Annotated in this window: 24 protein-coding genes; 11 read left to right on the top strand and 13 right to left on the bottom strand. The window is 70.2% G+C overall.

Annotated elements, in window-relative coordinates:
- Nucleotides 1–193: 193 nt before the first annotated feature.
- Nucleotides 194–397, bottom strand: coding sequence for a hypothetical protein (locus FM051_RS40765; RefSeq protein WP_158852460.1), 204 nt, complete (start codon nucleotides 395–397; stop codon nucleotides 194–196).
- A gap of 363 nt (nucleotides 398–760) precedes the next feature.
- Here FM051_RS40765 and FM051_RS40760 point away from each other — a divergent pair, with 363 nt between their 5' ends.
- Nucleotides 761–1,144 carry a MerR family transcriptional regulator gene (locus FM051_RS40760; RefSeq protein WP_158852459.1) on the top strand — a complete coding sequence of 128 codons (384 nt, stop codon included), beginning with the start codon at nucleotides 761–763 and terminating at the stop codon, nucleotides 1,142–1,144.
- Nucleotides 1,145–1,218: 74 nt separating this feature from the next.
- Nucleotides 1,219–2,616, top strand: coding sequence for an IS1380 family transposase (locus FM051_RS40755; protein ID WP_158852458.1), 1,398 nt, complete (start codon nucleotides 1,219–1,221; stop codon nucleotides 2,614–2,616).
- Nucleotides 2,617–2,787: 171 nt separating this feature from the next.
- Here the strand turns inward: FM051_RS40755 and FM051_RS52400 are convergent, their stop codons facing one another.
- Nucleotides 2,788–4,428, bottom strand: a complete 1,641-nt coding sequence (locus tag FM051_RS52400; protein ID WP_158852457.1) for a helix-turn-helix transcriptional regulator — start codon at nucleotides 4,426–4,428, stop codon at nucleotides 2,788–2,790.
- Between the two features lie 182 nt (nucleotides 4,429–4,610).
- On the opposite strand from FM051_RS52400, the gene FM051_RS40745 reads away from it, so the two are divergent.
- Nucleotides 4,611–5,429, top strand: a complete 819-nt coding sequence (locus FM051_RS40745; protein WP_158852456.1) for an alpha/beta fold hydrolase — start codon at nucleotides 4,611–4,613, stop codon at nucleotides 5,427–5,429.
- A 371-nt stretch (nucleotides 5,430–5,800) separates the two neighbouring features.
- Here the strand turns inward: FM051_RS40745 and FM051_RS54165 are convergent, their stop codons facing one another.
- Nucleotides 5,801–6,076 carry an Imm1 family immunity protein gene (locus FM051_RS54165; protein WP_420803654.1) on the bottom strand — a complete coding sequence of 92 codons (276 nt, stop codon included), beginning with the start codon at nucleotides 6,074–6,076 and terminating at the stop codon, nucleotides 5,801–5,803.
- Nucleotides 6,077–6,379: 303 nt separating this feature from the next.
- Here FM051_RS54165 and FM051_RS40735 point away from each other — a divergent pair, with 303 nt between their 5' ends.
- Nucleotides 6,380–6,616, top strand: coding sequence for a hypothetical protein (locus FM051_RS40735; RefSeq protein WP_158852454.1), 237 nt, complete (start codon nucleotides 6,380–6,382; stop codon nucleotides 6,614–6,616).
- 178 nt (nucleotides 6,617–6,794) lie between these two features.
- Here the strand turns inward: FM051_RS40735 and FM051_RS40730 are convergent, their stop codons facing one another.
- The 3 genes from FM051_RS40730 to FM051_RS40720 are packed head-to-tail and all read right to left on the bottom strand — an operon-like array spanning nucleotide 6,795 to nucleotide 8,777.
- Nucleotides 6,795–7,868 (bottom strand): MAB_1171c family putative transporter, encoded by a 1,074-nt coding sequence (locus tag FM051_RS40730; protein WP_158852453.1) that lies wholly within the window; start codon nucleotides 7,866–7,868, stop codon nucleotides 6,795–6,797.
- A complete protein-coding gene (locus FM051_RS40725; RefSeq protein ID WP_202919272.1) occupies nucleotides 7,861–8,346 on the bottom strand; it encodes a hypothetical protein in 486 nt (161 codons plus the stop codon). Before FM051_RS40725 ends, FM051_RS40730 begins: the two co-directional genes overlap by 8 nt.
- Nucleotides 8,343–8,777: a helix-turn-helix domain-containing protein gene (locus tag FM051_RS40720; RefSeq protein ID WP_158852452.1), complete on the bottom strand. Its 435-nt coding sequence runs from the start codon at nucleotides 8,775–8,777 to the stop codon at nucleotides 8,343–8,345. The genes FM051_RS40725 and FM051_RS40720 overlap by 4 nt, the downstream gene beginning before the upstream one ends.
- A gap of 190 nt (nucleotides 8,778–8,967) precedes the next feature.
- Here FM051_RS40720 and FM051_RS40715 point away from each other — a divergent pair, with 190 nt between their 5' ends.
- Together FM051_RS40715 and FM051_RS40710 are read left to right on the top strand one after the other, a co-directional pair.
- Nucleotides 8,968–15,468 carry a DNRLRE domain-containing protein gene (locus FM051_RS40715; protein ID WP_202919271.1) on the top strand — a complete coding sequence of 2,167 codons (6,501 nt, stop codon included), beginning with the start codon at nucleotides 8,968–8,970 and terminating at the stop codon, nucleotides 15,466–15,468.
- 13 nt (nucleotides 15,469–15,481) lie between these two features.
- On the top strand, nucleotides 15,482–16,195 hold the full coding sequence (locus FM051_RS40710) for an SGNH/GDSL hydrolase family protein (RefSeq protein WP_077006591.1): 714 nt from the start codon (nucleotides 15,482–15,484) through the stop codon (nucleotides 16,193–16,195).
- Between the two features lie 704 nt (nucleotides 16,196–16,899).
- Here the strand turns inward: FM051_RS40710 and FM051_RS40705 are convergent.
- Genes FM051_RS40705 through FM051_RS40695 form a run of 3 tightly spaced genes read right to left on the bottom strand, consistent with a single transcriptional unit; the run spans nucleotide 16,900 to nucleotide 19,261 of the window.
- Nucleotides 16,900–17,841 (bottom strand): hypothetical protein, encoded by a 942-nt coding sequence (locus FM051_RS40705; RefSeq protein ID WP_158852451.1) that lies wholly within the window; start codon nucleotides 17,839–17,841, stop codon nucleotides 16,900–16,902.
- Between the two features lie 59 nt (nucleotides 17,842–17,900).
- Nucleotides 17,901–18,587 carry a YqeB family protein gene (locus FM051_RS40700; RefSeq protein WP_158852450.1) on the bottom strand — a complete coding sequence of 229 codons (687 nt, stop codon included), beginning with the start codon at nucleotides 18,585–18,587 and terminating at the stop codon, nucleotides 17,901–17,903.
- Nucleotides 18,584–19,261, bottom strand: coding sequence for a TetR/AcrR family transcriptional regulator (locus FM051_RS40695; RefSeq protein ID WP_158852449.1), 678 nt, complete (start codon nucleotides 19,259–19,261; stop codon nucleotides 18,584–18,586). Before FM051_RS40695 ends, FM051_RS40700 begins: the two co-directional genes overlap by 4 nt.
- Before the next feature lie 442 nt (nucleotides 19,262–19,703).
- Here FM051_RS40695 and FM051_RS40690 point away from each other — a divergent pair, with 442 nt between their 5' ends.
- Nucleotides 19,704–20,249 (top strand): SMI1/KNR4 family protein, encoded by a 546-nt coding sequence (locus tag FM051_RS40690; protein WP_158852448.1) that lies wholly within the window; start codon nucleotides 19,704–19,706, stop codon nucleotides 20,247–20,249.
- Nucleotides 20,250–20,572: 323 nt separating this feature from the next.
- On the opposite strand, the gene FM051_RS40685 is transcribed toward FM051_RS40690, so the two are convergent.
- Nucleotides 20,573–21,625 carry an asparaginase gene (locus tag FM051_RS40685; protein WP_158852447.1) on the bottom strand — a complete coding sequence of 351 codons (1,053 nt, stop codon included), beginning with the start codon at nucleotides 21,623–21,625 and terminating at the stop codon, nucleotides 20,573–20,575.
- Nucleotides 21,626–21,952: 327 nt separating this feature from the next.
- On the opposite strand from FM051_RS40685, the gene FM051_RS53770 reads away from it, so the two are divergent.
- Nucleotides 21,953–22,099: a hypothetical protein gene (locus FM051_RS53770; RefSeq protein WP_338019521.1), complete on the top strand. Its 147-nt coding sequence runs from the start codon at nucleotides 21,953–21,955 to the stop codon at nucleotides 22,097–22,099.
- Nucleotides 22,100–22,181: 82 nt separating this feature from the next.
- Here FM051_RS53770 and FM051_RS40675 read toward each other — a convergent pair whose 3' ends face one another.
- From FM051_RS40675 to FM051_RS40665, 3 genes are all read right to left on the bottom strand, one after another.
- Complete coding sequence (locus FM051_RS40675) at nucleotides 22,182–22,841, bottom strand: ThuA domain-containing protein (protein WP_202919270.1); 660 nt, start codon at nucleotides 22,839–22,841, stop codon at nucleotides 22,182–22,184.
- A 542-nt stretch (nucleotides 22,842–23,383) separates the two neighbouring features.
- A complete protein-coding gene (locus FM051_RS40670) occupies nucleotides 23,384–23,833 on the bottom strand; it encodes a DUF2243 domain-containing protein (RefSeq protein ID WP_238412999.1) in 450 nt (149 codons plus the stop codon).
- A gap of 138 nt (nucleotides 23,834–23,971) precedes the next feature.
- Complete coding sequence (locus FM051_RS40665) at nucleotides 23,972–24,484, bottom strand: sensor histidine kinase (protein ID WP_274383864.1); 513 nt, start codon at nucleotides 24,482–24,484, stop codon at nucleotides 23,972–23,974.
- Nucleotides 24,485–24,508: 24 nt separating this feature from the next.
- Here FM051_RS40665 and FM051_RS40660 point away from each other — a divergent pair, with 24 nt between their 5' ends.
- Genes FM051_RS40660 through FM051_RS50960 form a run of 3 tightly spaced genes read left to right on the top strand, consistent with a single transcriptional unit; the run spans nucleotide 24,509 to nucleotide 26,219 of the window.
- Nucleotides 24,509–25,447: an ABC transporter permease subunit gene (locus FM051_RS40660; RefSeq protein WP_202919269.1), complete on the top strand. Its 939-nt coding sequence runs from the start codon at nucleotides 24,509–24,511 to the stop codon at nucleotides 25,445–25,447.
- Complete coding sequence (locus FM051_RS40655) at nucleotides 25,444–26,079, top strand: ABC transporter permease (protein WP_202919268.1); 636 nt, start codon at nucleotides 25,444–25,446, stop codon at nucleotides 26,077–26,079. Before FM051_RS40660 ends, FM051_RS40655 begins: the two co-directional genes overlap by 4 nt.
- Nucleotides 26,076–26,219 carry a hypothetical protein gene (locus FM051_RS50960; protein ID WP_202919267.1) on the top strand — a complete coding sequence of 48 codons (144 nt, stop codon included), beginning with the start codon at nucleotides 26,076–26,078 and terminating at the stop codon, nucleotides 26,217–26,219. Before FM051_RS40655 ends, FM051_RS50960 begins: the two co-directional genes overlap by 4 nt.
- Nucleotides 26,220–26,271: the final 52 nt, after the last annotated feature.

The raw sequence follows: 26,271 nt of genomic DNA, 5'->3' as shown, positions 1-26,271 counted from the left end.
ACCAGAAAGGTGCTCCTGAACTGGTACGGACATGACCCTCAGCAAGTCATATCCTTGCAGCTCAGAGCACCTTTCTCCGTGATCGACACCCGTCACGCCGAATTCGCACGAAAGCGGCGGGCTAGCACCGTGACCGTCGACCGGTCAGGGGCCGGCCGGTCATCCACGAGCCGCTTGGCGCGCCTGCCGGCCGTCACGGGAAGACACCGAGCTCGTACAGGCGCACCGCAGCTGCCGCTATGCCCGAGCCAGCTGTGCCGCCGCCCCAGACGAACGCGAGTACCCGCCAGGCGTCCTTGCGCTGCTGGGGGTCGGTGCTGTGGATCGCCACGCCCGTCGCCCGCCACGCCAGCGCGGCGGAGAATAAGACGTACAGGCCGATGAGCCAGGGCCACATGCAGACACACTCCTCACTTGAAGATCAAGTGAGGCAGAACCTTTGGGCCCCAGGCGGTTCCTACCAGTTGGCCGCCGGTCCTGGCAAGTCCGAGGGGGCAAATCACCATGATCGGGGTTACCGTCTAGTACTGCGGTCACGGGCGACGGCGGCCTTGCTACCAGTAGTGACGGACCACACGGACAAGGTGCGGGCGACTCGGTCCGTCGAGGCCTGGCCGAGCCGGTAGGTGGCGATCGACCGCTTCGGCCAGCGATACGAACGGGAGGTCGGCTACGACCTGGCGCGCAGCACGGCCACCACCTCGCCGATGCTTGCCAACGTGCACCTCTGCTCGATCCGCTGCCCCGTCGGGTCACCGTTGTGGTCTGGAGGCTGCCGGTCAAGCGGCGCTGGGCTTACATCGGAGCCCTGGAGAAGGCCCAGATCGGCGGCGCCAGCGACGACTACTACCGTCTGATGTACGAGGCCGCCGACCCGTCGCTTGATCTCTACCTGGAGGCGGCTGCCGGCAAGAGCCCGGCCACCGAAGCGACGGCTGTGCCTGCCGCGACACCCCAGCAGCTTGTGCGTCGCGGCGAACTCGCCGAGATCACCGGTGTCCGGCCGAGCACCCTCATGCACCACACCGAGATCGGGCTTCTGCTGTATCACCAAGCTGAGCCCGGCCTGGCCCAGCGTTACGATGTCGCTGTCGCTAACCCGCTGCTTTCACGGGGGATTGGCGTGAGAGTGGCCAGCTCATAGAGAAAGGTGCTCTGAGCTGCAAGGATATGGCTTGTCTAGGGCCTTGTCCGTGCGAGTTCAGGAGCACCTTTCCGGTGATCAAGCCTACCCGGTCGTATCCGTCGTTGACCGTCGACACCGCCGGAACGGGAGTGGTGTCGCAGGCGGGCGCGACGTTGCTGGTCGAGACCGTCCACAAGACAGGCCTGGACCGGGCACTGTCGACGGCGTTGGGTCGGTGGCGGGCACCGACCGCGGTCCACGACCCCGGCAAGATCGTGTCCGATCTGGCGATCACGTTGGCCGTCGGCGGTGACTGCCTGGCCGACATCGCGACCCTGCGTGCCGAACCGGGCCTGTTCGGCCCGGTCGCCTCGGACCCGACGGTGTCGCGGCTGATCGATGCCCTGGCCCGTGACTGCGACAAGGCCCTGGCCGCGGTGGCCGCCGCCCGCACGCGGGCACGGGCGGTGGCATGGAAGGCGGCCGGCCGACACGCCCCCGACCACGGAATCGGCCCCGACAAGCCGTTGATCGTCGACCTGGACGCGACCCTGGTCACCGCGCACTCCGAGAAAGAGAATGCGGCCCCGACGTTCAAACGTGGCTACGGTTTCCACCCGTTGTGCTCGTTCGTCGACCACGGCGCCCAAGGCACCGGCGAACCACTGTCGTTGCTGCTGCGGCCCGGCAACGCCGGATCGAACACCGCCGCCGACCACATCACCGTGACCCGGGAGGCGTTGCGGCAGTTGCCGTTCACCGCCAAAGGTGGACGCGTCGGACACAAGGTGCTGATCCGCACCGATGCCGCGGGCGGCACCCACGAGTTCGTGGACTGGTTGCAGGCGAGGAAACTGGCTTACTCGCTGGGGTTCAGCCTGCCCGACGACGCGGTCGGACGCCTCGCCCTGATCCCCGCGCACTCGTGGACCCCGGCCTACGACGACGAGGGCTCCCCGCGTGACGGGGCGTGGGTCGCCGAGGCCACCGGCGTGCTGGACCTGTCGGGATGGCCGAAGGGGATGCGGGTTCTGGTGCGCAAGGAACGGCCGCACCCGGGCGCGCAGTTGCGGTTCACCGACGCCGACGGACTGCGGCTGACCGCGTTCGCCACCAACACCGCCCGCGGGCAGTTGGCGGATCTGGAGTTGCGGCACCGCCGTCGGGCCCGCGCCGAGGACCGCATCCGCACCGCCAAGGCCACCGGGCTGACCAACCTGCCCCTGCGCGGCTTCGCCCAGAACCGGATCTGGGTCGCGATCGTGGCCCTGGCGGTCGAGTTGACCGCATGGACCCAGATGCTCGCCCTGCCCGACCACGACGCCCGGCGCTGGGAGCCCAAACGCCTGCGGCTACGCCTGTTCTCCGTCGCCGGCCGCATCGCCCGCCACGCCCGGCAGGTCCACCTCCGACTGGCCGCCCACGCACCCTGGGCCGAACTGATCATGACCGGCCACCAGCGCCTACACGGCCTATCTCAACCGGCCTGACCAGCCAGAACCGGTCCCTACGAGCAGTCGGCACCACCACCGGGCAGTGGAACCCGCCGGCACCCGGCCGACAACGGGCCACCTCGACCATGCCGAACACCGAAAGGAGGACCCGCAACAGTCACTGGTCACGGTCTCAAGCCAGGCCGTCACCCACACGAAAGATCCGGGCTAGAGGGTGTCCATCTCGACGATGCGGTGTTTGATTCCGTATGCGACCGCGGCGGTGCGCGAGTCGACGTCGAGCTTGGTGAAGATGTTGGACACGTGGCGATGGACAGTGCGCTCGCTGAGGTGCAGCTCGTTGGCGATCGCACGGTTCGCCATGCCTCGGGCGATGAGGCAGAGGACCTCGATCTCCCGTCGAGTGAGCCCGTGTGTCTCAGAACCAGCGTCCGTGGCCGCGACGATCCGGTCCAGATGAGCCAGATCCGGACGCGCGCCGAGCCGTTCGAACGTCTCCCGGGCCGCTGAGAATTCGAGCCGCGCACCATCATGGTCGGCGAGCGCGCGGCAGGCCTGCCCGATCAGGACGTTCAGTTTGGCCACCTCGTGCGGGGCACCCTGCTCCTGCCAGGTACCGACGGCCCGCCGGAGGAGTGGCAACGCGCTTCCGGGATCGCCCTCGGAGAGCGCCAGCGCGCCTCTGACGGCGGACGTCTCGGCCTCGATGACGGGCGTCGTGAGCTCCCCCGTGATCTCCTCGAACTCGGTCACGGCACCCCGGGCCGCCTCGATCTTCCCCTGCTCGAGGTAGATGGTGACCGCGGCCTTCAACAGGTCCAGGCGGTCGGGCTTCGCGGTCACCTCGGTCAGCGCCCGACGGACGCCGGCTGACGCGGCGTCGACGTCACCTTCGGCGAGTCTGAGGAGCGCGAGTCCCGGCTGTGTCGGGCAGCCGTGTTCCGCCGCGCGGCGGTAGGCGTCTTCGGCGGCATCCCACTCGCCACGTAGCCGCCGGACCTCACCGAGCTGGTAGTACGCGTGGCCGCAGACCCAACCGGTGTAGCCGTCGAGGTCGGTGCAGACCGCGGCGATCTCGTCGAGGGCGTCCGGCCAGGCACCGTTGAGGAGCATCAACCGTGAGCGGTAGATGCGGCAGTTCCCGAGGTACGCGCCTCCCAGGCTGCTCAGCGAATCGAGCCACCTGGCCATCGACCGGCTCCAAGCCCGGGCGCGAGCGAAGTCGCGTGCCAGACAGCACCCGCGGACGGCGGCGCAATAGACCCATGGGGTGACCCGTGGCGACAGGCCATGGGTGAGGAGAATGGCCATCGCCTCCTCCAGGCGATCGAGCCCGTCCTGGAGCCGCCCCTCGTCGATCAGGGTCTGACCCCACATGCTCAATGCCCATGGGACCACCTCGCCCTGACCTTCGTCGACGATCGCCCCCAGCAGCTCGTCGGCGCGCGAGCGGTTGCCCGTCGTTCCGTGGAACATCGCCTCGGGGATCTTGAGCCACAGGTTGGTGGCCATGCCGGGGCCCAGGGCGCGGCTCGTCTGCTTGAGCCAACCGCTTGCTTGGACGACCTCGTTGTTGTTCAACAGGGCCCACCACAGCCAGAACGCGACATGTGCCGCGTCATCGAGTTCGTCGGCACTGACCCGGAGGTCGAAGACACGGTGAAGCAGGGCGACCGCCTCGTCACCCCGGGCACAGACCTGGGCCGCCTCGGCGAACGCTTCCAGATCCTCGACGGCGAGCGGCTCTTCGGCGTCTGCCGCGGCGTACTCCGCGCACGCCGCCTCCCACCGGGAGGCCCGGCAAAGCTCCCGCGCGCGGGCCAGGTGTGCCGTGGCGACGGCTTCCATGCCTCCAGCATGACCCCCCGGTTCGGAGATGGGTAGTTGTACCCACACCCTCGGGACTCAGGTTGGCAGCCAATGCCGATCCCGTCGGCTGCTCGGTCGGCCAGTCTCGAATCAGAAGCCCGCAAGGCGGGCACCACGGGAACGAGACCTATGAACTAGGGGTTCGGATGAAGACAACAAACGTGAACGGCATCGAGATGGCCTACGACGTCCAGGGTGAGGGGGAATCGGTGTTGTTCATCCACGGCGCCATCTGGGCCGACTTCCTTCGTCCGTTGGCCGAACAGCCGGCGTTCAGCGGGTTCCAGAGGATCCGCTACCACCGGCGCGGGTACGGCGAGAGCGGCGGACCAGCCGGTGGCTTCGACACGCAGGCGGCCGACATCATTGCCCTGCTGGACCACCTCGATGTGGACCGGGCACACCTTGTCGGCCACTCCGAGGGTGCGATGATCGCTCTCGTACTCGCAGCCTCCTACCCCGATCGGGTGCGGTCTCTGACGCTGCTCGAGCCGCTGCCGTCGAGCAGTTGGCTGGCCGCCGGCGACTTCGCGGACCTGCTGGGAATTCTGGGACCGGCGTTCGAGGCGATGGTGGGGCGTTACCAGGCGGGTGACATCGCAGGCGCTTACGAGTCGCTCTTCGAGCCAACCGGCCTGGATTGGCGCGCGGCGGCGGAAGCCGCGGGGCCCGGCGTCGTCGACCAGGGCATCAAGGACGCGGCAACGTTCATCGAAGGCGAAGCTTCCGCATTGGTCGAGTGGAACTACGGGGCCGAGCAGGCGGCAACGATCGACAGCCCAGTGCTCTCGTGGAGTGCCGCTTCGGAGAACCCGATCAACCCCGCGGTGCGAGCCTTCCTCTACGAGTTGTTCCCGCAGCGCGAGGAGGTCATCCTCGAGGATGGAGATCACTTCTCGGTCACCACGGACCCAGCGGCCGTAGCCGAGCCGATCGCCGAATTCGTCTCGCGCCACAGCGCGGCCGCCGCGCTCACGTGAGGTTGCGTCCGTGGTGGTCGGGCGCCTGGATCCAGGGTCAGCGTGGCCGGCCGCTCCGATCGGCGTACGTCGTCAGGCCTGGATCGCGGGCGGTGGTGGTCTGCATCCCGAGATCGCACCACTCCTTCCGATCCCCCGGCACCCGCTCGCCTCACCCGATCGAGACACCGCCTGCCCGGATGGCTGGATTCGGTCTGCACTGAAGCAATGATGAGCACTGCTACACTGCGCCAGGACGAGGCCTGCCAGCCGTCGCCAGGACGCGGCCCGATGGGCGTCCACTCCAGACGATCGGCTTCCGCTGCACGGGATGCCGCAACCGAATCGAGAAGAACGTCCGTGAATCCGGGAGGGACGGCTCGTGCCCGGATTCACCGGCCCCGGCGTCTGCAGCAGGTAGGGACACTCACGCCGTTTCGAGTACCCAGGTCCAGGCACGTCGGCCGCCAGCCGGCACGGACGAACTCCGACACGACCTCCAGCACACGCTGCACCGGCAGCTCCGCGTATGGCGGCACCCCCTCGACACCGCCCCACAGCAAGTACTCCGCCCAGTCCGGGTTGAGCCCGTCGAGTTCCCGGCTCAACTGGGAACCGACAGCACCGCCAGGCCGTGTCGCCCGCTTCCCTGTCCGGCTCCGTCTCACGGGTCTGGGGCGCGGTGCCACAGTGGCAGGGGCAGCCGACCAAGCGGCAACCGGAACTCCTGGCCGGCTCGTAGCCGCGTTCGACGAGCTCGTGGCAGCTGTGCAATCTCTACCCGAGAAGTCGCAGGGCGGAAAGAGTGGGCGATGGGGCGATTGACGGACTGGGATTGGGCGTCGCTGGGCACGATGGGCGACAGGGGGCACGAGGTGCCCGCACTGCTCGATCAGCTCAGCTCGCCTGCCCCCGAGACTCGCGTGCGTGCGTTCGAAACTCTCTGTTGCACGGTGGCGAACCAAGGCACCGTGCAACAGGCGGCTGCGGCGGTGGTCGACGTGTTGCTCGCCAGGCTCGAAGAGGAAGGCACGCGGACGGCCGAGGGGTGGCTCGCCATCACGCCCACGAGAAGCGCGGTGAGTTGGTGGCCGCGGCGCGCCAGGCGACCTGCTCTTCGAGGCGGCACCGCCGACGTCGTCAACGCCGCCCGACACCGCCGCATCCCCGTCACCGTCGTCTGGCCGCACGGCGCCACCCGCGACTGATCAGCAGCGACCACTGCGGCCAGGTGCAGCGCCAGCCAACGCATCGCCTCGACAGGCTCGCCGTCGTGGATCAACGCGGGAATGGCCGGGACGTCGAACACCCAGCCGCGTACCCCGCCGTCCTCGCTCGGGGCCGGGGAGACAGCACTCCACGCCCGACCGATCCGGGCCGCGGCGATCACCGCCGGGGCAGAACCGTGAACGCGGCGGAGACCTGGGCGAGGAACGCCGTGTCGTCGGCGAGGTCCACCCCGCCGACGACCGGGCCCGCCGGGGACGTGGCGACCGCGGCCTGCCGGGACCGCACGAGCGCCGCCGCGACGATCTCGGCCTCCACGGCGGCTTCCAGAGCCCGACCGGTCAACCCCGACGCGACGGCCCGCGCGGACGAAGCGACCTCGGGACAGCGGTAAGGGCGCAGCGCCAGAAGACCGTCCCGGATCTCGATCACCCGCCGGTACACGCGCAGCCTCAAGTGCCGCAGCACCACGACGTCCGGCACCGACGGCGGGTCCAGGGCGATCCTCGGATCGGCCTGGTAGAGCGCCCGCCACAGCGGCCCCAGACCGCGGTGCAGCCGGTAGTGGTGCAGCCAGCTCACCGCCGCCGGCAGCGCCGCGCCGACCAGCACGAGCACGTACGCCGTGGTCGGCAGGACCTTCGCCGGCAGCACCGACCGGCCGAACGGGAACTCGAACCCGGCCCGCGGCGCGACCGCCAGGACCGACTTGTCCACCAGGTACAGCAGTCCCAGCACGGTGCCGGCCGCGATCAGCCGCAGGCTCACCCGCAACGTCCGGTCCTGGGCGTGGCGCACCCCGAGGCCGATCACGGCGACCAGCGCGGGCGCCTGCGCCGCCGCGTAGACCAGGCAGTACTCCATCACCCAGGGCGACTGCGGGCGCAGGTCGGGCAGGGCGGCGAACAGCACGCACATCAGCCCGAACGCACCCGCCGCCCACCAGACCTGCCACCGGGGGCCGCGCGGCAGCCCGTTCATGCACGCCACGAACTCCTGCGCCGCCCACGCGGTGAACACCATGCCGGCGTGGCTGACCAACCGGGCCGCGTCCGGCACCCCGGAGACCTCACCGACCAGCGCGTACGCGGCGGGGATCTGCGCGGTCAGCGAGCACGCCAGACCCACCAGCACCCACCGCACCCGCCGCCGCGCGGCGCCACCGGGGCCTCGGGCGAGCACCAGCGCCCACGCCAGCGCCGCGGGCCCCCAGTGGCGCAACGCCTCACCCATACCGCCAACCGTCCAACGCGCTGCGCAGGGACCCGGTCAACGTCCGGTCCGGCACGTCACGCTGGCGGATCAGCGACGCCAGCAGTTCGGCTTCCCGCTCCTCCGCGGTCGAGTAGGCGGCCCGCCCGAGCACCCGTCGCACCATGTCCGGGTCGAGGTCGGGCAGCAGCACCCGGGCGTGGTCGGCCACCGACAGCGACGCCGGGTAGTGGTCGCACAGCAGGTGCGCCACCTCGTGCAGGATGATGTGGTCCCGATGCGGCGGGGTGGTGTCGGCCTCGTGGAAGACCAGGTCCTCGGTGTCGGTGGCGACCCACATGCCGCAGGGGTCCCCGAGCCCGGTCACCGGGATGAGCCGGATCGACCGGCCGCGGCGCTCGGCGAGTCCCTCGCACAGCGCGCGGACGTCGAACGGCACCGGTGCGGGCAGGTCGCGCAGCAGGGCCGCGTGCCGCTTGCGCACCCGGAGCCCGGTCACGTCTCGGCGCTCGGCGGGGCGGACGCCGGCAGCCCCTCCAGCTCCCGGACGCGGTCGACCATCTCGGCGATGGCCTGGAGGCTCTTCGCGGACAACCCGTTGGCGCGCAACGCGATCTGCCGCACGGGCGCGTCCCGCAGCGCGGTCAGCAGCGCCAGCTCGGCGTCGATGCGCTGGGCCTCGGCGTCGTCGAAGAAGTACGCGGGCGGCACACCGAAGAACCCCGCCAGGGCCTCCAGGTGGCGTTTGGTGGGGTTGTCGCGCAGCCCCTTGCGCAGCTGCCACAGGTAGGTGGCGGAGATCGTCGGCCCGTTCTTGGCGCGGATCGCCGCGGCGACCTCCTCGAACGAGTACTCGCCGCCGTCGCGCGGGCGCACGGTCCGGAACAGGCGGTCCACCTTGGCGGCGAGGGAACCGGCGTCGTCGGACATGGCCCTCAGCCTACGCCGGCGACAACTGGCATGAAGCCCAAACGGTTCACCCGTTTGCCCGTGTTGACGGCGTTTTCATGACGGCTTACGGTGGCCACCACTTCGTCAACTGAGATGAAGGGCCGACCGCGGGTGAGGGGTCTCGCGGTCGGGACGCCGGGGCGCGACCCCCGCACACCCAGGGGGAACCGTGGTCGCACCACGCTCACCGCGCAGAACCGCCTTCATCGCCACCGCGCTGGTCGCGGTGCTCGTCGCGGCCGGCGCCGAGACGGTCCGGCCACCGGCCGCGACCGCCGCGCCGACGCCACCCGCCCCCGCGCGAGTGGACTCGCGCCCGGACGTCACCTCGGCCGCGGTCACCGCGCGGGCGCAGGGGTCGAAGGTCGAGGTCGAGTCGCTGCGCACGCAGACCTCCACCACCTGGGCCAACCCCGACGGCACGATGACCACCGACGAGCACGCGGGCGCGGTCCGGTTCCGCACCGCCGAAGGCCGCTGGAAGGACGTCGACCTGACCTGGCGCCGGGGTCGGGACGGCACGGTCGCGCCCGGCGGGCACCCGCTCGGGGTGAAGCTGGGCAAGCAGAACGGCAAGGCGGGCGGGCTGCTCGTCGCCGCAGCCCCCGACGACGCCCGCGAGGTCCGGTGGGACGCGCCGTGGCCGCTGCCCGAGCCCACGCTCGACGGCACCACCGCTCGCTACGCCGACGTCGAACCGGGCGTGGACTTCGTCGTCCACACCCGCCGGTCGGGTTTCGAGTACGACTTCGTGGTCAAGCACCGCCCCGCCACCGCACCGGTGTGGCGAGTCCCGTTGCGCACCAAGGGTCTGACGGCCCGGCAGGAACCGGACGGGTCGATCGCCTTCCTCGACGCCGAGGGCAGGACCCATTCCTCGATCCCCGTGGCCTACATGTGGGACGCCGAGGTCGACAAGCGCAGCGGTGAGCCCGTCAACCGGGCCGAGGTGGACCTCCGGGTCGAGGACGACCACCTCGTCGTCACCCCGGACGCCTCCTGGTTCCTGGACGCCAAGCGCTCCTACCCGGTCACCGTCGACCCGACCTACGCGGTGGCCAACGCGTTCCCGAACTTCGACACCTGGGTGCAGTCGGACTACACCAGCGACCAGTCCGGCTCGGCGGAGCTGAAGCTGGGCACCTACAACGGCGGCGCGGTGAAGGCCCGGTCGTTCCTCAACGTCCCCGTCGCCCCGTTCAAGGGCAAGCAGATCCTCAGCGCGTCGCTGTCGCTGTTCGAGACGTGGTCGTACTCGTGCACCCCGTCCACGATGGTCGTGCGCAGCGCCCAACTCGCCTCCACCGCCACCCGCTGGACGGCGCAGCCCACGATCGGCTCGCAGTACGGCTCGACCAGCGTCGCCAAGGGCCACGACAGCGGCTGCCCGGCGGGCCGGATGTCGGTGCCCGTCACGCCGCTGGTGCAGGCGTGGTCGAACGCGAGCTACACCGTCGGCGGCATGGTGCTGATGGCCGGCAACGAGGCGGACTCCAACTCCTGGAAGAGGTTCCACTCCAGCGAGGGCTCGGCGGACCCGTACATCTCCTACACCTACAACCGCCCGCCCGCGACCCCGGCGACGCCGACCACCGTCAACGCGGTGTCCTACGCGGCGCCCGGCGGCGCGAGCTACCTCTACACCGCGAACCGGCGCACATGGGTGTCGTCCAAGGGCACCGACGCCGACGGCAACAACGTCCGCTACGAGTTCGAGTTCCACACCTCCACCACCACCTCGGCGACCACGCTGAAGGCCACCTGCACCAGCTCGTCCTACCCGTCGGGCACCACTGCGGGCTGCCAGCCCAACGCCGACCTGCCCGACAACACCGCCATCGTGGTCCGCGCCCGCACCACCGACGGGACCCTCAGGTCCGGCTGGTCGGGCTGGGCGCTGGTGCGCATCGCCGCGACCACACCGGCCGTGCCGACGGTCAGTTGCCCGTACGCCAACGGTTCCTGGACCGACACGCCGCCGACGGCGGACATCACGTGCACGATCACCGCCACGGGCACCGGCTGGAGCGCGCCGGGCTACGTCCGGGTCAACGTGGACGCCAAGCCCTACCCGACCAACTTCGCCGGCGGACCGCCCGGACACCTCAAGATCACCCCGACCAGCACGGGCGGCACCGGCAAGGCCACCGTCGTCATCCCCAAGACCGCGGGCCAGCACTCCATCGCGGTGCGCGCCGAGACCCCGTCCGGTCTGCTGTCCGGGCTGGGCGGCTACTCCTTCGGCTACGGCGGCTCGACCCTGTCCAGCCCGGCGGTGAACCCCCGCACCACCACCACGGGCGGTGTCCGCATCACCGCCTCCGGCCCGCCGAAGGGCAGTTCCTCGACCATCAGCGCGAACGTGCGCTGGCGGGTGTCCGGGTACGGCGGCGCGAGCGAGACCACCGGCTGGAACACCACGACCAACGCACCCCTGACGGTGACCGACAACGGCACGGCCGGCGTGAGCGTCACCGGCAACTGGAACACCGCCGCCGAGACCCAGGACGGGCAGCTCGACGCCGACCCGAACACCGCGGGCATCCAGCCGACCCCGCTCAACGACCGCGTGCCCGTGCTGCTGGACGTCCAGGTGTGCCTGGCCTACAGCGCCTCCACGCAGTGCACGTGGTCGCAGTCCCGCACGACGGTCCTGCGCGTGCCGCACGCCTTCGGCAACGGGTTCCCCACCGCCGAGGCCGGGCCGGGTCAGGTCGCGCTGTGGACCGGGGAGTTCAACCTCGACACCACCGACGTGTCGGTGCCCGGCTACACCGGCGAGCTGACGCTGTCCCGCTCGCACTCCACGTTCGCCGGCGCGACCGACGTGGTCGACGGCGTCTTCGGCCCCGGCTGGACGGCCCAGCTCGACGGCGCGGAGGGCGGCGTCGCCGGGATGCGGCTGGTGGACAACACCCGCGTGGACGGCACGATCGCCCTGCTCGACGGCGACGGCACGGCCCTGGTGTACGAGTCGCCCGCAGGCGCTCGCCGCACCACCGCGACCCTCCAGGCCGGCACGTGGCTGCCCGCCGACGAGGAGACCGCGCTGGACGCGGGCAAGCTGACCGTCAGCGGCACCGGCGCGGCGACCACCATCGCCTACACCGAGGACGACGGCACGGTCACCACGTTCGCCACGACGAGCGCCGGCGCGCCCACCACGTCCGCCGCCGGGAAGTTCCGCCCGACCGCCATCACCGAGCCCGGTGTGCCCGGCAAGACCACCTACACCTACGACACCACCGGCCGGGTAACCCGCGTCCTCGCTCCTTCCGCGCCCGGCATCGTCTGCACCGACGCCCAGGGCGGCTACACCAACGCGGTCGGCTGCCGGTCACTGCGCCTGGAGTACGGCACGTCCGGGTCGGCCAACGGCCGGCTGGTCGCCGCGTGGCTGGACATCTTCAACCCCGACCGCGGCGAGATGGACGCGGTCAAGGTCGCCGCCTACACCTACGACACCGCGGGCCGCCTGGCCACTGCCACCGACCCGCGCAACAACCTGACCACCACTTACGGCTACGACTCCGGCAGCCGGCTCACCTCGGTCAAGCCCGCGGGCCAGGTGCCGTTCCAGCTCGCCTACACCGCCGCGCCGGAGGTGAAGCTGGCCAACGTCAAGCGCGACCGGCCCGCCGGCGACCCGACCGGCGGCGTCGCCACCCTGGCGTCGTTCGTCTACGACGTCCCGACCACCGGCGCGGGCCTGCCCGACCTGTCGGCGACCTCCGTCGAGCGCTGGAACCAAGCCGCAGTCCCGGTGAAGGGCTTCGCCGTCTTCGGCCCCGACCACCCGGTGGCCTCGACCTCGCCGTCGGCCATCGCCGCCACCGACTGGGAGCACGCGGACCTCCAGTACACCGACGCCCAGGGCTACACCGTCAACACGGCCAAGTTCGGCGCGGGCGCGTGGCAGCACACGGCGACCGACTACAACACCCAGGGCAACGTGGTGCGCGAGCTGGACGAACGCGCCCTGCGGCAGGTCATCGACGGGCAACTGCCCTCCGGCGCCACCGTCGACCAGCTCGCCGCCCTCACCGTCTACAACGGCGATATCAAGAGCGGCGAAACCGTCGTGACCCCGGCGGGCACCCTGGTCACCGACACCTACGGCCCGGCCCGGACCGCCGCCCTGCGCGACGGCACCACCCGCTGGCTGCGCACCCACACCCGCACCGAGTTCGACCAGGGCGCGCCCAACGGAGGGGTCAACCCGGCGTCGACCCTGCCCTACCGCCTGCCCACCACCGAGACGACCTACGCCCACGACCCCGGCACGGGCGAGGACGTCGAGGTGGTCTCCCGCAGCTTCACCGACTACGCGCCGCCGGTCCCGGGCGACCCGGACGGCTGGGCGCTGAGCCTGCCGGGCCGCGTCACCACCGACGTGGACCTGGACGGCGTCGTGTCCAGCGGCGACACCGTCAAGACCACCCGCTACGACGCCGAAGGCCGCGTGGTCGAGGCGCGCCAACCCAACTCCTCGGGCACGGACGCGGGCACCACCCGGACCGCGTACTACACCGCCGGCGCGAACGGCGAGTGCGGCGACAAGCCGCAGTGGGCGGGCCTGGTCTGCAAGACCCAGCCGGCCGCCGCACCCAGCTCCGGCCCGACCCTGCCGACGACCACCACGACCGCGTACACCTACCTGCTCTCCCCCGCCACGGTCGTGGAGACGTCCGGGGCGGTCACCAGGACCACCGCGACCACGTACCTGCCCGACGGCCGCACCGCGTCGACCTCGACCAGCGTCACCGGCCTGCCGGACTCCACCCCGAACACCCGCAAGGAGACCGAGTACGACCCGCTGACCGGCGCGGCCACGAAGGTGACCGCGAAGAACCCGGACGGCTCGGTCGCGGCGACGATCACCACCGGCCACGACTCGTGGGGCCGCCAGACGACCTACCAGCCCTCCGGCGAGTCACCGACCACCACGACCTACGACGCCGCCGGGTCGATCGCCACGGTCACCGACGCCAACGGCACCACCCGCTACACCTACGACGGCACCGACGCCGCCGGCCGCGCCGAACGCCGGGGCCTGACCACCAAGGTCGAGGTCACCACGGGCGGCTCGACCTGGACGTCCACCGGCGCTTACGACGCCGACGGCGGGCTGACCACGGAGGAGCTGCCCGGCGGGGTCACCCGCCACACGGAGTTGGACAACGCGGGCGAGCCCGTCGGCCGGCGCTACACCGGCCAGGTCACCGTCCAGAACGAGGACGACACCACCACCGTCGACCCCGACGGCGGCTGGCTGGCCTGGTCGCAGGACAACGACGTGACCGGCCGGGTGGTCCGCGAGTGGACCCCCGAGGGCAGCGCGTTCACCGACAGCCTCCCGCAGGACCGGTCCTACGCCTACGACGCCGCCGGCCGGCTGGCCCGGGTGCAGGACCGCGCCGCCGGTTGCGTCACCCGCTCCTACGGCTTCGACGTCAACGACAACCGCCTGACCAAGACCACCACACCGCCCGCCGCGGACGGCTCCTGCGCCGGCACGGGCGGCTCGACCACCACCCGGACCTTCGACACCGCCGACCGCCCCGCCACCGGCTACGCCTACGACCCGTTGGGCCGCACGCTGACCCTGCCGGCGGCCGACGCGCCGAACCCGCAGGACGGCGACATCACCCTGGCCTACCACGACAACGACCTGGCGAGGTCCATCACCCAGGGCGGCCGGACCACCACGTTCACCCTCGACGCGCTGGACCGGCGCGCCACCGAGACCGTGGCCGACGCGGCCGGATCCACCACCACCGTCCGCCACTACACCGCCGCCACCGACAAACCGACGTGGGTCACCGAGAACGGCGCCAGCCGCCGCCACGCCGAGCTGGTCGACGGCAACCTGTCGCTGACCGTCGACCAGTCCGGCGCGGGGCAGCTCACCCTCGCCAACAGCCACGACGACATCGTGGCCACCGTCGACCTGCCCCGGCCGGACTCCCCCGGCGTCGGCATCCAGAGCTGGAGCTCCTACGACGAGTTCGGCGCACCGACCGGCGCCACCGGCCGGTACGGCTGGCTGGGCGCCGAACAGCGGGCCACGTCCTCGACCGGGCTGTTGCTCATGGGCGTGCGCCTCTACAACCCGGCCACGGGGCTGTTCACCAGCGTCGACCCCGTGCCCGGCGGCAACTCGACCGCCTACGCCTACCCCAGCGACCCGGTCAACCAGGTCGACCTGGACGGCAAGAAGAAGTGGTGGAAGAAGAAGTGCGGCTGGTGCGGCAGGGCCGCGGGCGTGGTGTCCCACGTCGCCACGGCCGTCGGCATGTGCACCAACGCGCGCTGCCAAGCGGTCAGCGTCGGTTTGGGCCTCGCGTCCGCCGGCCTCTACGGCCTGGCGGGCCGGCGCAGCGACGCCTACAGCGAGCTGGCCACGACCGCGTTCGGCGCGGCGCTGGGTGGCCGGGGCCGCATGTTCGCCAAGTCCCGCTGGGGCCGCAAGGCGATCCGCTGGTCGGCCAAGAAAACCCTGCGCTGGGGCAAGAAGGCCCGCCACTTCCGCCGCGTGGTCCACACCCGGCAGGGCGGCCTCTACGGCCGGGCGTGGCGGCGCTACCCCAAGGCGCGGCCTTACGTCGCCCTGGCCTGGTACACGACGAACGTCCACATCGGAATGATGCGCTGGCGCAAATGGGAATAACGGGGGAAACACGATGAGCACCACACGTCGACGACTGCTCACCGCGGGAGCGCTGGCCGTGGGGTCCACACTCCTGACGGCCGAGCCGGCGTTCGCCGACGACTACGGATCCGGTGCGCTGGGCCCGTGGGAAGGTTCGTCAAAGGCCATCTCCACGGCCACCACCATCAGGCAGGTGCGGGACGCCGACGGCCTGTTCATGTTCGGCGACAGCATCGCCGTGCAGGACGGCTACGCGCTCGCCCTGCGCCTGCGGGGTCGCACCGGAGACCTGCTGGCCGTGCACAACTGGTCCGGCCGCCCGACCGCGCCCGCGGTCGACGCGCTGGCCGAGTGGGCGCAGACCTACGGCCTGCCGCGCCGGCTGCTGATGGCCACCGGGTCCAACGACATCTTCACGCCGCCGGTGTTCGCCGCCCAGGTCGACCGGGCACTGGCCATCGCCGGTCCCACCAGGACGGTGTACTGGGTGAACACGCAGGTGTCGCGCAGGCGCTACAGCGACGCCATCCAGCTGGCCGACCAGCGCAACAGCGCCTGGGTCAACCTCCAGCTGGCGGACGCGCAACGCCGACACCCCAACCTGCGCATCGTCCGGTGGGCCGAGTTCCTGGCCGCGAAGCCGACCCGGCTGACGGCGTACCTGAGCGACGGCGTCCACACCACCGAACCGCTGGGCCAGGACGCGCGCAACGAGCTGATCGTCCAGGCGATCGAGGCAGGATGAGAAAAGGCGACTACTACCGCCACTCTTGACCTATAGCGCACGGGGGTCCTGCGGCAAGACCCCGGTGTGCCGCAGAATCTGCGCCCGAAGCCGGTACCTGCGAAACCGCGAACTCCGGCCGAATCCACGGCGATCGCCGGACGGCATGACATTCGTCCCCCAGCAGCTCCGGCTCCAGGCCGGACAGCTGCTGGTTCAGCCGGGCAAAGGTCAGCTTCATCGCCGCCCCCTCCGGACCGAGTCGGCCCCGGGCGAGCTTCTGCCGCAGCCGGACCCCGGTGAGGCAGGCGACCTCGGACTCCACCCACAGCCGCAGCGGCCGGACCTGCACCCCCGGACCGGTCATGTCCGGGCCCGCGCCCGGCTCGCCGTGAAGGGGCTCGCCGAGCACGGGTGACCGGTGGCCAGGACGTGCTCGTCGCGCTCGCGGCGACCAGCCGGGACTCCTTGCTGCATCTACTGGGGCATCGGCCATGCGGATCGGATCCCTTGATCATTCCGGGCGGACCATCTCGTCCGGAACGCAGTGGCGGTGTGCGCGCGCCGGCCGGAGGTGTAGGCGGTCCGGCTGCGACGCCGCCCGACCAGCCCGGCAGGGCCGGCTTGAAGACGTGATGAACGTCCTCACCAACCGGAACAGGCGGTCTTTGTCGAGTCTGGGGACGTGTTCGACAGTGCCTCGAAGACCCAGGGAGGTACGAGGTTCATCCCGCCACGCTGATGCGTCGGCGGCCCCACGCGTAGCCGGCCACGACCCCGCCGATCATGATCACCTGAAACACGACGTCCTCCGCCCGGTCTGCCAGGGACACCAGCAGCAGCCCGAACAGCGCCGCCGCCAGCGCCGCGCCGAAGCACATCGCCAACCGGTCTTGGGTTGCCCAGCCGCGGCGCTCCCATCGCCCCAGCAGTGCGGCGACGGCAGTGGCGAACAGGGTGGCCGCGAGCGTCCACCACACGAACGAGGCGCCTCCGCCGATGAACGCGACCAGGTAGAGGAGCAACCAGACTGCTCCGGCCGCGAACCCGACCAGGGTGGAGAGCACCGGCCGGGTCGGCCGACCCGGGACCGGTGGCCGGCCGCGGGCGGTGCACCGGGAGGCAGCCCAGACAAGCAGTGCCACGGCCGCGAGCACCGCCACGACCTGGACCGGGAGGAGGCGGAAGTCCGAGCGCAGGTGGGAGATCAGGACGAACAGCGCGGTACCCACGGCGAACAGGATCCCGAACAACAGCAGCGCCGGTCTCGACAGCCACGCTGCCCGGCTCCGGCGGGCGAACACCAGGTGGACGACGGCAATGGGGATCAGCACGCTCCACACGACGTGGTAGCCGGACACGACGACGCCCCAGAACCAGTTCACCCCGAGGGCACGCCCGTGGACGGACTCGCCGTCCATTCCGACCGGATTGAAGATGGTCTGCAAGCCGAGACCTTCTTCGACCAAGGCGAAAGCGAGACCGAGCAGGACGATGCCCCAACCGCTCAACCGGAGCCGTTGCGCGATCTCGCGCAGCAGAACGACACCGGCACCGTAGAAGCACACGATCGCAGCCACCCGCAGGGGTTCGACGAAGTTGCTCAGCCGGAGTGCCGCTCCGACCACTTCGCCCATCAGCGGTGCGAGTGCGAACAGTGCCAGCACCGGTGCGGCCCGGTGCGGGCGGTGGCGCTGCCTTGTGGGGTGCTGCCCGGGTGGCTTCATCACTGTGCGTCGCGCCAGTACTGGCGCTTGCCTTCCTCGCGTACGAAGACTCCGTGGCGGGACAACTCCCGGCGCAGGTCACGGAGGTCGTCGGTGTCACCGCTCTCGATCGCGGTCTGGCGGGCACGAAGGATCGCGTGCACGTCCTGGGACAGGCCGGAGGATCCGTCGATCCAGCGCGTGAACTTCTCGCCGTACGGGTCGCGCTCGTGCCAGTCGTAGCCGTGGGCTTCGAACCCGGCTCGCAGCTTGTGGGGCTTGAGGTCGGTCTTCTCCCTGGTCAGTTCCTCGCCGTGCGGCCCGAGCAGTACGAGGTCCTTGGCATCGACGAATGCGCCGGACACCGCGGCACCGCCGAACACGGCTTCCTTGTCACCGCGTTTGACGGTGACCGACTCTTCGTCGATCGTGACCGTGACCATGTCGTCATAGGCCATCAGCGCGACGAAGCCACCGACGAGGACCCCTACGGCGACCAGCGCCACCGTGGCCTTCGGCCCGATCACCTCGGCCAGCTCGGCGATCTTCTCCTGGTTCGGGAACCAGGGCAGGACGGCGATCCAGCCCGGTACGTGAGCCAGGACGAAGCCGAGCAAGGCACCGCCGCCTGGGAAAGCGGTCCACAGGAAGACGTGCAGACCCGTCGAGTGGCTGACCGTGGTGCGTTCGGCGGCCTTGTTCATCATGCCCCGCTCCCGGATCGCGTGGGGCCGGCCGGGTCGTGGTCGGCGTCCTCACCCGGACCGGCGGTGACTGAAATGGCGTTCACGAACAGCGAGACCCAGTCGGCGGCGACCCTTCGGCGCTCCTCCGCGCTGTTGCCCGGCAATCGGGGGAACTCTCCCATCGCGGACATCAGGACCGACGCGAACAGAGCCGGGTCGACATCGCGGAACTGGCCGTACGACTGACCTTCCCGGATGAAGGCGACGAGTTCCGCCATGCCCCGCTCGTGGCTCTGGGCGACCGCCTCGCGCAGGATTTCGCTGCGCATCTCCCGACGGATCTCGGTCATGGCGGTGATCTCCTCACCGTGGGTCCAGCAGTGCTCGGCAAAACGCCGCAGCATGCCCTCCAGAGCGTCCGGATAGGTTTCCGGCTCGTCGTCCTCGGTGCCGGCCATCGCGGCGTCCAGGCGCTGCTCGATCGTCGCGAGCACACCACGCATCAGCGAGTCCTTGGTGCGGAAGTGATAGTTGATCAGCGCCGGGCTGATCGACGCGCGCCGCGCGATCCGCGCGAACGAGGCGGCGCCGTAGCCCTGTTCGGCCACAACGTCGATCGTCGCCCGGATGATCTGCGCCTGACGCGCCTGCTCGATGAAGGAACTTCGCCCTTCCGCGGGCGGGACTGAATGCATGACCAGGATCCTATACGACCAAACAGGACCGGGGCGAGGCGGGCGTTCCGGTCACGATGTGTAACGGGATGACTCCAAGGCAATGAGCCATACGGCGGCGGTCAGGGCTGACGTCCGGACGAGCCTTCTGGTACTCCAGGCATAGTTCGCGATCTCGGTTGTGGGGGTGCCGCGAGATGGGCGAGGCCACCAAACGATCATGAGAGCGAACCCGAGATCAGGTGGTGGCCGTGGTCACCGGTTCGCCCGGGTGGAACCGCGTCGTCGGGCGCCCGCGTGCGTAGTTCCCGCGAACACAGTTGACGTTCAACGCCGGAATCTCCGTTGGTGAGATCACCTCGGTGCGCAGAGCTTCGCCAAGATCGAGGACGTCCCCACCGGTAGCCTCGTGAAGGAAACTCGTTCCTCGTTCCGGACGGTCTGACGGAGACCAGGAGAAGATGTGACACACGCACCAAGGCGGTCGTACGTCGACGAGATCTGCGAGCTCGTCGGGTGGCAGGCCGGAGATTTCCGACCGGAACTGGACTGGACCACCGTCGAACGCGAACTGGGAACACCGCTCCCCGGTGACTACAAGGAGTTGCTCACGCGATTCCCCTCCGGCGGTTTTCGCGGCGTCCTCACCGTCTTGAATCCCAGCCAAAGCACCGAGGAGTGCGCGGACGTCAAGGGACACAACAGCGAACTGCTGGAGATCTTCGGCGACGAGGACCTCGACTACCTGGAAGGTGCCCCCTACCGGCTGTTTCCGGAGCCCGGTGGCCTTTACCCATGGGGACACAACGGAGCTGGAGGAACGTTCTGGTGGATCACCGACTCGGCGGACCCGGACGACTGGCGGATCGCCTACAACAACCGGGATGCCTGGCATGAGGAGCATCCCGGGCCGATGACGAGCGTCATCCGCGACCTGCTGACGAGCACCGGCGAGGACAACATCCTCCGTTGGGACATGGCCGGCAAACCGGTGAATTTCAGTGGCTGATTGAACCGAAAGCGATCACTTGCCTGTAGGTTGATCACTCTGCGAGCCCTGCCGGCGGACCTTCGGGGTTGCCGTCTCGACGCCGCTTGACCAACTGCTCCGAACCCGCCCCGCCGATCCCGAGGAGGCCCAACGGGTGCTCCTGTGTGTCGTCGACTCCGGGATCAACCCCGGTCGGACAACGATCGGCGAGGTGATCACCACAGTGGCGGGCCGATGCCGGTCGGAGTGGTGTCCCGGCAGCTGCGCCGCTACTCGCCATTCGGTTCGAAGCGCAAGAGGGGGACGTCGTAGAGGAAGCTGCGGCCGAGGTCAGTTCGTGGCTACGCACGGGCGGTTCCCTGCGGGGTGGTGGCGGGGTGGCTGGGGCGCGGGTGGGTGGCGTGGTGGCCGCCGGCTTGGGTGAACACGGCACGGACACCGGCCGGGTCGTGTCGTGTGGCGAGGAGGTGGTGCAGCAGGATGCGGGCCTTGAGCGGATCGAGGAAGCCGGCCGGGATCAGGCCCCGGTCCAGGAGGTCGGATTCGGAGCCGGGGAACGCGTAGGTGCGGGAGAGCACCGGGCCGGCTCCGGTGCGGGAGGCCAGCACCACGGGCATCCGGGCGGCCAGTCGGGTGAGGGTGTCGACGACGCGATCGGGGACGTGTCCGACGCCGAAGCCGGCCACGATCAGCCCGTCCAGGCGATCGGCGGCGGCTTCCAGGAGGGTGCCGGTGTCGCCGAGCACCATCGTGACCAGGCCGACCTCGACCGGGCGGGGTTCGACTGGGCGGGGTTCGGTTGCGGTGGGGACGGTGGTGCGGCTGCTCGGGCGGTTGAGTACCCGGGGCTGTCCTTCCACGACGTAGCCCAGTGGTCCGCCGTTGGCGGAGACGAAGGTGTGTCCGCTGGTGGAGTGGGTCTTGCGGACGCGGGCCGCGGCGTGGATCTCGTCGGCGAACACCACCAGGGCGCCGAGGTCGCGAGCGTCGGCGCTCGCGGCGGTCTGCACGGCGGCCAGCAGGTTGGCCGGCCCGTCGGCCCCGGCGAGGGTGGGATTGCGCATGGCCCCGGTGACCACGACGGGCTCCGAGCGCGTGTGGGTGAGATCGAGCAGGTAGGCGGTCTCTTCGATGGTGTCGGTGCCCTGGGTGATCACCACGCCGTCCGCCCCGGCGGCGAGCTTCCGGTCGATCGCGGCGGCCAGCGCGGCCAGGTCGTCGAAGGTCAGGGACGCGCCGGGGACGCGGCGGAAGTCCTCCACGTCGACGGCGATGCCGGACTCGGCCAGTCCTGGCACAGCGGCGACCAGCTGGTCGGCGGACAGCGCGGGCACCACTCCACCCCCGTCGCCGGTGCTCATGGCGATGGTGCCGCCCAGGCCGAAGACAACCACTCGGCGTGCCGGTGTGGTGGAGGGTTCGGGCACAGGTATCCCTTCCAGGGTCGGGTGTCGGGATGTCCGGCAGCCTAGCGGCGACCTGAGCAGCCGGCGCGAGGAAGCGGCAGGCCTGGTCGACGCCCTCGGTGGACAGCAAGCGGCTGCGGGGCCGGGCGATCCCGGCGCTCCCGTATTCGCCGAACTCGTGACAGCGGCGGACCAGCCACGCCCAGTCGAGTCGGCGCAGGTAGGCGTACTTTGCGCGAACAGCGGCCAGGTGCTGGCTTCCTCGCCGCGCTGTTCGCGTGTCCAGAATGCGGGGATGTCGGTCAGCGTGTCGGTGTGGCGCAGGATGTGGCCGACGCCTCCGCCCGAGGCACGGCCGGTGAGCTGGTCCTGGCCATGTGCGGCCGTATTCCGGTGGACTCCCTGAAGCTCGACGGCGACCGACGTCTCTTCGACCTGCTCGTGGCCTGGGAGCCGGAGTAGGACGTAACGGTGCGCCACCTGCCGCGCCGTCCTCCGCACGGTCAGAGACGAGTACGTCGTTCCACCTGGGACTGTGAAATTCTCAGCGGCAGAAAGGATCCGCACCCGCGGCCGACCTGATACCGCTGACGATGAGCTTCTGGAAGTAGACCGCGCCGTCTTCGGTCGTGGTGTTGGTGAAGGCGGTCGCCGTGTGTCCGAGGGTCGTCATCCACGAGCGCCCGCCGTCGTAGTACTGGCACCACGCCACCGGGTGGTGGTCACCGTGCCCCGGATGTCCCAGCGAGCCGCGCACACCCCTGGCCAGGGACGACTCGTCCACCTCGGCCAGTATTCGCACCTTGCTGGGGAACGGCACGAGGTTGTACCACTCGTCGGTGAACGTCCAGCGGCTCGGCAGCGCCCCGCGGTCGGCCATCCGCACGGTTCCGCTCTGCGCCGGGCCGTGGTCGTAGAAGTTCGCACCGCCGAGAAGTCCCTCGTACCAAGGGAAGTTGTACTCGGTGCCGAACGCGTTGTGGATGCCCACGAAACCACCGCCGGCGCGGATGTACTGCCGCAACGCCGTCTGTGCCGAGTCGTCGAGCGTGTCCCTGCTCGTGCTGAGGAAGACCACCGCGTTGTACTTCAGCAGTGCCCCCGCCGAAGCGAGCTGCGTGACGTCCTCGGTCCAGTCGGCCGCGAAGCCGTTCTGCTCGCCCAGTCGCACGATCGCCTTCTGCGCCACGTTCGCGTCGGACAATGCCGGATTGAGCCCGGGAGGTAAGGCAGGGCCGAGGTTCGCGTGTCGCGGTCCGCCCGTCCGCGAGTACACGAGAACACGGATTCCTTTGCTCGGATCGAAGTTTCCCCAGTTGTGATAGCACTGGGGATCCGTGCCACGACAGACACCGTATTCGGGATCGCCCAGATGGCGGGCGCCGGTCTTGTCCGTGTCGTGCGCCTCTGCCGGTAACCCGACCACCAGAGCCGTGGCCACGGATGCGACGGCTGCGCTTGCGAGGGCGGTTAACAACGTCGTTGATCGTCTGCGCACGATTCAGGTCCCTTCCAGTCCACTGCATGGACCGTTTGAACCATTCAAGACCTGCCGAAACTACCGCGCCCCACTCGCGCCGGGCAAGGCGTTCCAATGCTGCCGGTTTCGTTCCGCCATTCGCGCAAGGACTTCCCGAAGGTCGGCGGTGACCCGGGCAACCGAACGGCGTGCTGCACGTGCAACGGCTCAGCAGAACGTCCGGCACCCAAGACCGTCCCAGGCCACACCCGACTTGCGCGCACTCTTCACGTCCACGTCTTGTCCGTTCGAACCCACCGCCTCGCCGGCCGTCGAGCGGGTCGCCCGAGCACCACGCCGACTGCCGGCAACACCGCGCCCAAACCGAGAAAACCGAGGTCGTAGACGAGTTCGTGCGGGCCGGGACGGACGTGGTGCACACCGAGCAGGTGGTGGTCGACCACTCCTTCGACCAGGTTGAACGCACCCCAGCCGGCCAGCACGCCGCCCCACAGCACACGCGCCTGGAGCGGGCCGGACCGGTTGAGCAGCCACACGCCACCGACGACGAAGAGCAGGCACAGCAGGTGGAACAGGCCGTCCCCGACCATGTTCCGGTGCAGGTGCTCCGCCGTGGTCGGCGGATACCAACCGGACAGCATGTGGTGCCAGCCCAGGATCTGGTGCGGCACTCCACGGAAGCCGGCACGGCGTTCACCGCGGAGCACCCGGCGCACCCACCGAGCGACCGCCTGCCTGCCTGGAGAAGTTCATCGCCGACCTCGACATCGAACTCGGCGAGCCGATCAACCGCGGGCTACCCCCCACATCCTCCTCGGCCGCGACCACTGACAACCCGGACACACCCTCGGTATTCACGTCGCGAGCCGTGCGTAATTGTCCCCTCGATGTTGGAGGTTCGGATGAGATGCGTGCGCGAACCGCACGGTGATGGACAGGCCGCCCTCGGGGCGTGCGCTGGTGGTGAGGGTGGCGTGGTGCGCTTGGGCGACGGCGTTGACGATGGCGAGGCCGAGACCGTAGCCGTCGCGGCGGCCGTTACGGTCGGGCGCCAGTCTCTGGAAGGGTTGGAAGAGTCGCTGGATCTGGGTGTCCGGGATGACTGGCCCGCTGTTGGTGACCGTAAGGGTCACCTGTGTACCGGAAGTCTGCGTGGTGATCTCCACGTGCCCGTCCGGATGGTTGTGGCGGATGGCGTTGTCGATGAGGTTGGCGATGAGGCTTTCGATCAGTCTCGGGTCGCCGGTCGTCACCGCGGGCGTGAGGTGTTCGGCGAGGTCGATGCCTCGCTGTGTTGCTTGGTCGCGGCGGGAGGCGAGCACTCCTGCGACGCGATCACCGGCCATGCCTCCGCCGACGGCACGCACTGGACCACGGTGGGCACTGCGCACGTGAGCGGGCTCGGACCGGCCGCGCAAGTCGGGCTGTTCGTCGCATCTCCGCCTTCCGTGCACGGCAAAGGCACGCGCGGCAGCATGTCCACGGCCGTCTTCGAAGATCTTCGCATCCAGGGAAGCCGGGCCGGTGGTGACTGGGCAGGTGACCAGGTGGGGCCCGAATCCCCCACCTTCGCCGGCTACCCGCAGAACACGTCGGGTTCGTTCACGGAATCCGACGGCCGCTTCACGGTGACCGGCGCCGGCGACATAGCGCCCGCCGTTCGCGAAACCCTGCCAACCGGTGGCACCCTCCGAGACATCCTCACCGGCACGTTCGCCGCGCTGATCGCGCTGATCGTCGTGGGGACGCTGTTCATCACCGCCGAATACCGGCAGGCCCTGATCCACGTCACCTTGGCCGCCAGCCCGAGACGGAGCCGGGTGCTGGCGGCCAAGGCCATCGTGCTGGGCACCGTCACCTTCGCCGCCGGGCTGGCGGGCGCGGCCATCGCGCTGCCGCTCGGCGAACGGCTCGCGCGGGCCAACGGCGTGTACATCTTCCCGGTGACGTCTTCAACCGAACTACGGTTGGTGCTCGGGACCGCGGCGCTGCTCGCGACCGCCTCGGTCCTGGCTCTCGCCGTCGGCACCATGTTCCGGCGCAGTGCCGGGGCGATCACCACCGTCATCGCGGCCACCGCGCTGCCCTACCTCCTGATCGCCAACCCGTTCATGCCCGCCGGCGTGTCGGACTGGCTGGCCCGGGTGACACCGGCCGCGGCCTTCGCCGTCCAGCAGACGCTTGTGCCGTACCACCAGGTCACAAGCATTTACACGCCGTACAACGGCTACTACCCGCTGGCGCCGTGGGCGGGGTACGCCGTCCTGGCCGGCTACGCGGTCGTGAGCCTGGCCGCAGCGGCCGTCCTCCTCCACAGGAGGGACGCATGAGACCGGCCCTGCACGCGGAGTGGACGAAGATACGCACCGTCGCCGGCCCCCGGTGGCTGCTGCTGGGAACCATCGTGCTGACCGTCGCCCTGAGCGTCGCGGTGACCTCGATGATGACCTGCGACGCCGCCGGTTGCCGCGACGACACCACCAAGCTCAGCCTCACCGGCGTTTACCTGGGCCAAGCGCTGATCGCCATCCTGGCCGTGCAGATCATCAGCGGCGAGTACAACTCGGGCATGATCCGCACCACCCTGGCGGCGATGCCGCGTCGGGTCACCGTCCTCGCAGCCAAAGCCGTCACCCTCACCTGCATCGTGGCCGCGGCCGGGACCGTCGCGGTTCTCGGGTCGCTGCTGGCTGGGCGGCTCGTCCTGCCCGGCCACGGCTTCACGGCTGCCCGCGGCTACCCGGCCCTGTCCCTGGCCGACGGGCCTACGCTGCGTGCGACCGTCGGGTCGATCCTCTACCTCGCCCTGATCGCCCTGCTCAGCCTCGGCGTCGCCACCATCGTGCGGGACCCCGCGACCAGCATCGGGGTTGTCCTCGGCTGCTTTACCTCGTCCCCATCCTCTCCCAGGCGATCGGCGATCCGCACTGGCAGCGCCTGCTCCAGCAGATCGGGCCGATGAGCGCCGGGCTCGCCATCCAGGCCACCACCGATCTCCCTAGCCTGCCCATAGCCCCTTGGGCCGGTCTCGGAGTGACCGCCGGGTGGGCCGCCGCGACGCTCGTGGCCGGCGGCCTGCTGCTGCGCAGGCGCGCCGCCTAGGCCCAATGCCGGTGACTTGGTGGTCGCTTTCGGAAGTTCTTCGGGGGTGATC

Origin of the sequence: Saccharothrix deserti (assembly GCF_009769385.1) — a bacterium.
Classification (GTDB): Bacteria; Actinomycetota; Actinomycetes; order Mycobacteriales; family Pseudonocardiaceae; genus Actinosynnema; species Actinosynnema deserti.
This window is presented reverse-complemented; position numbering and strand designations above follow the sequence as displayed.

Coding starts and splice junctions, on each gene's coding strand:
- FM051_RS40695 (WP_158852449.1), bottom strand. CDS start 19,261: ATGCATTCAGTCCCGCCCGCGGAAGGGCGAAGTTCCTTCATCGAGCAG.
- FM051_RS40700 (WP_158852450.1), bottom strand. CDS start 18,587: ATGATGAACAAGGCCGCCGAACGCACCACGGTCAGCCACTCGACGGGT.
- FM051_RS40720 (WP_158852452.1), bottom strand. CDS start 8,777: ATGTCCGACGACGCCGGTTCCCTCGCCGCCAAGGTGGACCGCCTGTTC.
- FM051_RS40710 (WP_077006591.1), top strand. CDS start 15,482: ATGAGCACCACACGTCGACGACTGCTCACCGCGGGAGCGCTGGCCGTG.
- FM051_RS52400 (WP_158852457.1), bottom strand. CDS start 4,428: ATGGAAGCCGTCGCCACGGCACACCTGGCCCGCGCGCGGGAGCTTTGC.
- FM051_RS40730 (WP_158852453.1), bottom strand. CDS start 7,868: ATGGGTGAGGCGTTGCGCCACTGGGGGCCCGCGGCGCTGGCGTGGGCG.
- FM051_RS40655 (WP_202919268.1), top strand. CDS start 25,444: ATGAGACCGGCCCTGCACGCGGAGTGGACGAAGATACGCACCGTCGCC.
- FM051_RS50960 (WP_202919267.1), top strand. CDS start 26,076: ATGAGCGCCGGGCTCGCCATCCAGGCCACCACCGATCTCCCTAGCCTG.
- FM051_RS40765 (WP_158852460.1), bottom strand. CDS start 397: ATGTGGCCCTGGCTCATCGGCCTGTACGTCTTATTCTCCGCCGCGCTG.